Origin of the sequence: Paenibacillus vandeheii (assembly GCF_030433635.1) — a bacterium.
Classification (GTDB): Bacteria; Bacillota; Bacilli; order Paenibacillales; family Paenibacillaceae; genus Paenibacillus; species Paenibacillus vandeheii.
On sequence record NZ_JAROCD010000014.1, the window covers coordinates 204,118 to 212,977 of the forward strand.

Here is an 8,860-nt window from a genome sequence, read left to right on the forward strand (position 1 = left end):
GCTGTTGGTTTAAGATGGCGAAGAACTACATCCTCCGCTTGATTCGATACTTTGACACTTATTTCACAACTAAATTCATTATACCGGATAAATGTGTCATTGACGCCGCGCTTTGTGACAAAATGTTAACGTCTGTCGAAAAGTTGACCCGCCATTTATTAGGACCTATGTACATCATTAGCTTCCCCGAAAAATGTTAAAAATACAAACGCCACTTCCCTATTTCAAGAGAAATGGCGTTCCTTTAATTATAACCTTTAACAAGGTGAACCTGTCATGCTTTATTTATGGATTGTGTTATATACCTCAACTGCACGCTGCAGGAATTGCTCAATTTCTTCTCTCGACTTGCGCAGTTTGTTCACATATCGAACGAGTTCCCGGCCATCCGTGTACGCTACAAAGCTTGGAATGCCAAGGATATTTTGCTCTTCGCTCACTGTCCCCACCTGATCCACATCGACCTCAACCAAAGTCAGCTCACGTGCAAACTTTTCCTCAACTTCAGGCATAAAGGGATCGATGAACTTGCAATCACCACACCAATCCGCCTTAAATACGGCAACAGTTAAACGCGGAGATTGGATCGCCACATCGAATTCCGGTTTGGATGTTATCTTTTCCATCACAGCATCTTCCTTTCTATACCTTGTCTTATTCTCTAAGTGAAGCAAATTGCGGAGTGGAAGTCAAATATTCAGCGCATACTTAAATCAACAGCATTAAAAACAAGCAGTATACAGATGATCAGGAAAGGATGTCATGTCATGACTTCCATTAAAACGAATGCCTCCGAGTCTGCCCATCACGGTTCAATATTGCAGATGGTCCGATCCATCCCAGGTGCGGCCCGGGAAGTGTGGCGGGGTAAACAGGCGGCTTGGCAGGCCTCTACACTGCTTCGTCATCCCTTGCGTGATATGGATTGGGACTCCAATATGGCTGCAACCTTACAAGCTGAGGTGGAGCGCCTGCTGCCTGGAAACGAAAGTGCTTTTGCCCGAAATACGCTTAGCGCACTGGTTTGTGAAGAGGACTGCATTATTCTGGAAGAGATCAAAACATTAACGCAGGAAAACAACCGCAGTAACATTACTCGCACAGCAGCATATCTGGAATGTTATGAACAGTATCCAGAGCTGCATTGGGCCCTGCTTGCCCATATGGTGTCCCGCAACGGCGGGTATCATATGACCGATCTTCAGAGTGATCTTATGCACAATCTGCAAAATCAAACCGACCGTGAACACATGTACCGATTGCTGGAGCGTTGTAATGCACTCATTTTTCAGGATGCGTATCCCCAGCTTCTGTTGTATATGAACAGCCGCCGGATCGGCCGGAGCTGTTTTCATTTGTTGTCCCATTTTCATGTATCGGCGTTCATGACACCGTTCTGGGAACGATTTTGGCTGGAGCGATGCAGCTCGCTGCTGAGTGTGGCGTTAATTATTAATGAGCAGAACTATATCGAGAGCCGGGTGGTGCAGCATCCTTATTTTCAAAAAGAAGTGCTCTCCAAACCCTCATTTCATCTGCATAACCTGGCCGGGTTGAATCATATCGTTTTCCCACTAGGACGTGAAAAGGGTCTGGCAGGCCGGGTAATTGAACATTTTGGCAAGCTGGATGAGCGAATTATGTTTGGTAAAGGCTTATATGCGATGCTGTTTGGAGTCGAACAAGTTTTCACACAGGTGCTGGAGTTTGCGCGCTCGGTTCCTCACCATGGTTCACGTGCTGAATATTGGCCGGGTCTGTTCACCGCACATGAAGATGAAGCCGGAGAAGCTGAGCTCTATAGCCAGGAGCTGTTGGATCAGGAATGGCTGCCGGAAGGACAACGGTTATACAGTCCTGAACTGTTAGCCGTATGGGGTGATACCCCGTACGAACCGATAACAAGGCAGGATTGGCTGCAAAATCGCGATTGTCTCGGTCATCTCACTGCCCCGCGCCGCCCATGGCTGTTCGAGATGAGTCATGAACATCGGTATGGCATGCTAAAAACCGCATTGGCCCATGATGCCCAAACCTTGACGCATTAAAACAATTCGATGTCGACGCTTCCCGTTTCTATGGAATACCTCATTACAAAAAAAGCCCTGTCCGCTATGATAGCAGACAGAGCTTGTACTTATTTCAAACAGATAACGAAGTTGTGAATTGTGTGCTGATAGTTATCCACGTTGCCCGGCTCCGCGCTGTAGACGCATGAGCGGACGAAGTATCTTTTGCAAAATACGAGGGTAACTGCCCAGCTCGTCTTTACGAAGCACACGCAGAACGACCATGAGTACCAGATACACAACAACCACAAGCGCACCGACAAACAGACAGGTAACGAGGAAAGATACACGTGTTGGCAGGAATAAATCAAAGATGGAGTTCCCTGCCCAGTTGGCCGCAAAACCAACACCCGCCGCAAGCAGTACGGTAATGATGAATCCTTTCCAGCGATCACCCATGATCGAGAAATCAACAATTTTCCGAAGCACCCGCAGGTTCAGGTACGTAATAACCAGGAAACACAATGCGGTCGCAATAATGATCCCGTAGATGCCAAAGATCGGAGCCAGAATCAGGCTCGCTACAAGTTTGACCACGATACCTGCTGCCACACTGATCATGGTAATCCGTGGTTTGCCCACACCAAGCAAAATGGAGTTGGTGGTCATCATTGTAATTTGGAAAATGGTACCGAACGTCAGCAATGTAATGATGGGTGTCCCGTCTGGACTGGTGAACAGCAACCCGTTAACGGAATATGCAGCCGCACACAGCGCGATAACGATTGGCATTCCTGTCAGAATCGAAATGCGCAAAGCAAGCGTCACCTGATTTTTCAGATGAACCTCATCCTTGCGTGCAAAAGCTGCCGAAATGACTGGCACAAGCGATTGACTCAGAGCGATAGCCAGAATTGGAGGAATACCTGCGATACTTTGGGCCTTGGCACCGAGGATCGCAAGTACACCTGTCGCTTCTTCCAGTCCAATCCGACCGCTAAGCAGCGGAACTACCAGCGATGAATCGATAAAGTTAATTGCCGGCACAGCCAGTGAAGATAATACAATTGGAATCGAAAGTTTGAATATATCACTGTAGATGCCCCTCATAGGCAGTTGCTCTACACGCTCGTAATTCAATTGCGCTGCACGGTCATTTTTGCGAAGCTTCAAGGTGAAGTACAGCATGACTCCAAACGCACCGATGCTTCCGAATACACCCCCGAATGAAGCCCCTGCAGCAATCGTTTGATCATCGTAATTCCATTGCAGCATAACAAACGCCACGATGATTGCTGTACCTACGCGTGCAAACTGTTCCACAATCTGTGAAATGCCGCCTGCCGTCATGTTGCCGCGACCCTGGAAATATCCACGCATCATGGCGATGGCTGGAAAGAGCAGCAGAGCTGGAGCCAAGGCTCGAATGGCGCTCACGGATTCCGGTACTTTGGCTACGTACGTCGCATAATAAGGTGCCGCGAACCACAATAAAGCAGACATGACTACCCCGGCCACAGCCGCAAAGATCAGGGCTGCACGGTAGATTTGTTGTGCTTCACTTGCGCGTCCCAGCGCATAACGTTCCGACACCATTTTGCTAAGCGTGCTTGGTATACCCGCTGTAGCTACAGTTAACAGCATTAAATATACCGTATTGGAGATGGTAAACGATGCGTTACCGATATCGCCGAGGATATGCTCCAGCGGCACCCGTTGAACCAATCCGAGTACCCTCGCGATCAGTGCAGCTGCCGCCAAAATGAGCGTACCTCTAATGAATGTTTCCTTCTTAGACAAGCCAATTCCCCTTCTTTCCCCCACAACGACGTGCATCCAGTTGAAGCCGCTATTGAACGTCTATGCGAATCTTACCACCCAGATAATAAACAGAACAATCATGACGATTTGCAAAATAATTTTCATCACGGTACTTGTAAACAGCCCCACCACAGAACCAAATCCGACTTTGGACGCTTTGGCAGGTGAAGACCCTCCGATCAGTTCCCCGATAAAAGCACCGATAAATGGCCCCAGTACCAGGCCGAACGCCGGAATGACAAATGGGCCAATGATAACACCAATCGTACTGAGAGTCGTCGATAATTTGGAGCCGCCGAATTTCTTCACGCCCCAGGCACTGACAACATAATCAGCCACGAACAGCACCACTACGATCAAAATCTGGATGATCCAGAACCACACACCGAACGGATCAAAGCTGAAGAACCAGCCATAGACCAGAAACGCGAAGAAAATCGCTACAGCACCAGGCAGTATCGGATATACCGTTCCGGCCATCCCCACCGCAAACAGCAGTACAATCAAAATCCAGCCAACGGTTGCGAGCAAAGGTTATTCCCCCTTCAAAATATGTTCACGGATGACTTCGACAATGCCATCTTCGTTATTGCTCGCTACGATCAGGTCCGCCGCTTCCTTCACCTGCTCCTGCGCATTGCCCATGGCAACACCAAGACCCACAGCTTCAATGACGGCCAGGTCATTCAAGCTGTCTCCAACAGCGACCACTTCGGACATCTCTATGCCCAGCAGCTTGCAGACTTCAGCTACACCGCTCGCTTTGGATACACCACCAGGGTTAATCTCAATATTAACAGGTGAGGAGTTCGTCATTTGCAGGCCACCCATCTGTTGCAGCTCCATCATAATTTGATGACGGACTTCATCCACTTCGGTATTGAATCCGAATTTCAACCATTCCAGACCTTCGATATTGTCTGTCCAGCGATCACGGTTGAACAGCTCTTCCACGGAGTATGCCCAGTACCAGCTATTATATTTTTCGCCAATCTCCTGCATTTTGCGGATCAATGCCGGGTCCATCAGATGGCGCATATGCAGATCATGCGGAGCTTTCCATACTTCACTGCCATTAACAGTAATCATCGGGGTCTCCAGCCCAAGCTGTACCGCATAAGGCATCGCATGAAACACGGCTCTTCCTGTTGAAAGGCACACATGCACTCCCCGGCGAATGGCGATCTGAATCCATTTGGCGGTTTCCTGTGTGATTTCATGATTATCGTTAAGCAGTGTTCCATCCATATCGAGTGCAAGCAATTTGTATTTTAGTTCACTCATGTTGTATTTCCTCCTCAGTTGTCTCTCTACTTCTTCCTATCCAACAAACTCTCACAAAAAGATCGCCCGGCATCCGCGTAGGCGGATGCTCCGGACGTCACAGCTAACGATATTTTACCACAGATCGTTGACCAGCAACAAAGTGACCCGCAATGTGGATGAACCTTCACACCCGGACAGAACAACTCTGGGAATTCTCCGGCCTTCAGTTCATACGAACACTCGGATACTATAAACTCAAGCACAGGCTTCAGCATTCCACACTCGACACAGCACATTTTTTGTATTGTATAATTTTCTAAACAAAAAACGGTCCACCCCCTACAGGATGAACCGCTTTTAGCTTAATCTTTGTCACTCTGCCTGTTCCCCAGCCAATCCCGCATCTCCGCAATTTCCTCCAGCACCTCCAGACGGCCCATCAGCAGATCCAGAATGGTACGGCTCCTTGAACCCGGCAGCAGCGACTTCGGCGTAAACTTTGGTTAACGGATAGAGACGGGTCGAATACCCCGCAGCCATGATTAATGCAATTATCCCCTGTCCGCTCCTCAGTCTGGCTTGGATACTGCAAATAAGGATTGGGACATCAAATCCATTGTTTGTTTGTATACGGTATGGGCTGCATTGACATCAGCAAGGAACCCGCCCATATACAGGTGGATTACACCGTGCAGCGATGCCCATATCGTGCTAACAAGAGTCCCGGTCTCTTCCTGGTCCGAAATCTGTCCTTGCTGCTGGGCGTTGCTGATTAGAATCTGCAAACGGCTTATGGCGGTCATCGTTCCCTGCATACTCTCTGCATCCGGCTTGAACTCGGCAAAAGCCCCTCCGAACATCAGCTTGTAATAGCTGGTATAATCCTGCCCGAACTGCCAGAAGGCTTCGCCCAAATCCAGCAAATGCTGCAATAGGTCAGAGGACAGCGGCACTTCCTCAAAACGCCGGGCCAGCAATTTGCAGCCCTCCAGATACAGCTGCTGGGCCAGACCTTCTTTATTGACAAACAAATTGTAAATGATCTTGGTGGAGCAGCCCATCTTTTGCGATACTCTGCGCACAGTGACGGCTTCTGGCCCTTCTTCCTGCAGAATGGCTGCAGCCGCATCAACCACAAGCTTACGGAGATTTTCCGTATTTTGCAGACGGGCTTCCTGATATGTTTTTAATCCCCTCCCCTTGGATGGTGAGGGCTTGTCTTCATTACGGATAAGGATCACCTTCATTCGGTTATCATGTTACTGACCAGCAACAGAGTTACCGGCTTCTAACAGGCATTCTAACCATTTGCAGAAAGGTTGTCAATGAAGCCATCACGCTGAAAAAAAACGTTTGACACACGTGTATCTTTTTGATTACTATGATTCTCATAGGAAACAACGTTACCGAAACGGCTTTAAGACATATTTTTTTGAGATTTCGGCAACACTGTTTCTAATTGAAAACATTGTCACAAAAAGGGCGAAAATCATGAATATTAAAGGGAAATGGTCGCTAATCACCGGGGCCTCTTCGGGAATCGGCGAACAATTTGCAAGACAATTGGCAAAGGAAGGAAGTCATTTAGTGCTTGTAGCCAGATCCAAAAGCAGACTCGATACGCTCGCAGCCGAATTGACACAAAGCTATAGAATTCAGTGCCGGGTTATTCCCAAGGATCTATCCATCGAAGGTGCTGCTGGAGAGCTGTATCAGAAGTGCCAGCAGCTCAATCTGAACGTTGATCTGTTGGTTAACAATGCGGGTTTTGCCACCCACGGTCTGTTTGAGCAAGTCTCGGGCGAGCGCCAGCATGAAGAGGTGATGCTCAATGTCGCCGCTGTAGTGGATATGACTCATTTATTCCTCCCAGGGATGCTCCAAAGAGGGGCAGGCGCTGTGATCAATGTTTCGTCTACCGCAGGCTTTCAGCCCCTGCCTTATATGGCCGTCTATGGGGCAACCAAAGCTTTTGTCTTGTCCTTTACCGATGCCCTTTGGTGGGAGAATCGTGACCGTGGCGTACAATTTTTCGCCCTGTGCCCAGGCTCGACGGAGACGAATTTCTTCAACGTGGTTGGCACGGGGGACGCCTCTGTCGGCGCGAAGGACTCACCGGAACGTGTAGTGGCAGTTACACTGCGCACTATGGCAAAAGGGAAACAGTACGTTGTTCCGGGACTCCGGAATTACCTGGGTGCCCAGATTTCCCGATTCATGACCCGTAGACAAAGTCTGCAGCTGGTTGGGGGCATGCTTCGCCCCCGCAAACAATATTAGGAGGAATAATAATGTCAACAGAACAAAAACAACGCAAACGATCCACTGGTCAACAAATTCGTAGATGGAGCCTGGCCCTGCTCGGGGTCATTATGCTGGGAATCGCTGTATTTCTGCTGATGCCCGCCCCGGTAGAACCTGCTGCTTGGTCTGCACCTGCCGCCCCTTCTTTTGAGAAGGATGGTCCCTGGAAAGAGAACAACAAACTTAGCTCCCCAGAACTGGTTACAGACCGCGCGAAGTTCCCGGAATTTATCACTTTCGATACAGAAGGGCGGCTGTATACGGGTGACTCCGACGGCAAAATTTACAGAGTGGCCTTTGACGCGGAGGGAAAGGCGCAGCCAGCCGAGGTATTCGCCGATACCCACGGAACACCTAACGGACTGAAATTTGATGCTGCCGGGAATTTGATTGTGGCGGATATTCAGAAAGGGCTTCTGTCAGTTGACCCGAAAGGAAATATCGAAGTACTCACCACTGAAGTGGATGGAGGGCCGATCTACCTGGCGAACGAGCTGGACATTGCGCAAGACGGATCGATTTATTTCTCCGATACATCTAACTATGGCAAGGTCATGTTCAAAGAAATTGCCGAGAACAAACCGCATGGACGATTGTTAAAATATGATCCGCTGACCAAGCAGACGACTGTTCTGCTTAAGGATTTATATTTTGCTAATGGGGTCGTATTGTCTGCCGAAGAAGATTTCGTGCTTGTAGCCGAATCGTATCATTATCAGTTGACCCGGTACTGGCTGAAGGGACCCAAACAAGGCACCTCTGATATTTTTGCGGAGAATCTGGCTGGGTTTCCGGACAATATCACCCGTGACGCACAGGGACACTTCTGGGTGGGGGTATTCACAACCCGTCTGTCTTTTGCCGATTACATGCATAGTCATCCTTGGTTAGCAGCGACGATGTCCAAAGTTCCACAGTCCTTGTTAAATGGAGCCAGCGCTCCGGTGAAACATGGACTTGTCGCAGAATATGGACCAGAAGGAGAGCTTGTGAATAGCTGGCACGATCCTGAGGGAACATTGTATGGCATCACCACGGCCGTAAGCCAAGGGAGATATTTATATCTCGGAACCGCACCGGGAGGAAGCCAAGGGGTTCATCGGGTGCTTTTGAAACCGTAAGGATTGGTTATATTCATCTACCTCATTGCCACCTTTAGGCAACCCAATAGCAGCTCACTCCGGCAGGAGGGGCTGCTATTTAACACAACAACAATTAGCGGAACTATCCAATCTGGATGATGCATACATAAGGTCAGAAGACCGTGGAGAACGGAATTTTTCTATTGATACATTAGTTAACCTTTATAAATGTATCGGTCTGTGTATCAAAAGCTCGCTTATTTATTGGTTTAATAGCTGTTTCTTAGTTTACAGTCCAATTAAAAACCAGCTAATGTTTGTCAAGCATTTCAGGTTGGATGAGTTTTCTTTTCATGTTATACTTTTTTCGACCAATGC

General features: G+C 48.5%; 9 protein-coding genes. 3 read left to right on the top strand and 6 right to left on the bottom strand.

All coding sequences use genetic code 11. The features are described 5' to 3' along the window. Positions 1 to 281: 281 nt before the first annotated feature. Complete coding sequence (locus P5G61_RS25695; RefSeq protein WP_301249044.1) at positions 282 to 626, bottom strand: thioredoxin family protein; 345 nt, start codon at positions 624 to 626, stop codon at positions 282 to 284. A 141-nt stretch (positions 627 to 767) separates the two neighbouring features. Here P5G61_RS25695 and P5G61_RS25700 point away from each other — a divergent pair, with 141 nt between their 5' ends. Further along, positions 768 to 2,048: a DUF2515 family protein gene (locus P5G61_RS25700; RefSeq protein WP_301249046.1), complete on the top strand. Its 1,281-nt coding sequence runs from the start codon at positions 768 to 770 to the stop codon at positions 2,046 to 2,048. Between the two features lie 132 nt (positions 2,049 to 2,180). Here P5G61_RS25700 and P5G61_RS25705 read toward each other — a convergent pair whose 3' ends face one another. The 5 genes from P5G61_RS25705 to P5G61_RS25725 all read right to left on the bottom strand — a co-directional run bounded on the left by P5G61_RS25705 (position 2,181) and on the right by P5G61_RS25725 (position 6,343). Next, complete coding sequence (locus P5G61_RS25705; protein ID WP_301249048.1) at positions 2,181 to 3,809, bottom strand: putative polysaccharide biosynthesis protein; 1,629 nt, start codon at positions 3,807 to 3,809, stop codon at positions 2,181 to 2,183. A 60-nt stretch (positions 3,810 to 3,869) separates the two neighbouring features. Next, positions 3,870 to 4,361 carry a DUF456 domain-containing protein gene (locus tag P5G61_RS25710; protein WP_488199305.1) on the bottom strand — a complete coding sequence of 164 codons (492 nt, stop codon included), beginning with the start codon at positions 4,359 to 4,361 and terminating at the stop codon, positions 3,870 to 3,872. 3 nt (positions 4,362 to 4,364) lie between these two features. Then, the gene (locus P5G61_RS25715) at positions 4,365 to 5,114 is read right to left on the bottom strand and encodes a Cof-type HAD-IIB family hydrolase (RefSeq protein WP_285078475.1); all 750 of its coding nucleotides are present in this window, start codon (positions 5,112 to 5,114) and stop codon (positions 4,365 to 4,367) included. A gap of 354 nt (positions 5,115 to 5,468) precedes the next feature. Then, positions 5,469 to 5,636: a hypothetical protein gene (locus P5G61_RS25720; RefSeq protein WP_301249050.1), complete on the bottom strand. Its 168-nt coding sequence runs from the start codon at positions 5,634 to 5,636 to the stop codon at positions 5,469 to 5,471. A gap of 29 nt (positions 5,637 to 5,665) precedes the next feature. Next, a complete protein-coding gene (locus P5G61_RS25725) occupies positions 5,666 to 6,343 on the bottom strand; it encodes a TetR/AcrR family transcriptional regulator (RefSeq protein ID WP_301249051.1) in 678 nt (225 codons plus the stop codon). Positions 6,344 to 6,587: 244 nt separating this feature from the next. Here P5G61_RS25725 and P5G61_RS25730 point away from each other — a divergent pair, with 244 nt between their 5' ends. Both P5G61_RS25730 and P5G61_RS25735 read left to right on the top strand, forming a co-directional pair. Then, the gene (locus P5G61_RS25730; RefSeq protein WP_301249053.1) at positions 6,588 to 7,376 is read left to right on the top strand and encodes an SDR family NAD(P)-dependent oxidoreductase; all 789 of its coding nucleotides are present in this window, start codon (positions 6,588 to 6,590) and stop codon (positions 7,374 to 7,376) included. A gap of 11 nt (positions 7,377 to 7,387) precedes the next feature. Continuing rightward, positions 7,388 to 8,521 carry an SMP-30/gluconolactonase/LRE family protein gene (locus tag P5G61_RS25735; RefSeq protein ID WP_301249054.1) on the top strand — a complete coding sequence of 378 codons (1,134 nt, stop codon included), beginning with the start codon at positions 7,388 to 7,390 and terminating at the stop codon, positions 8,519 to 8,521. The last annotated feature ends 339 nt before the right edge of the window (positions 8,522 to 8,860 follow it).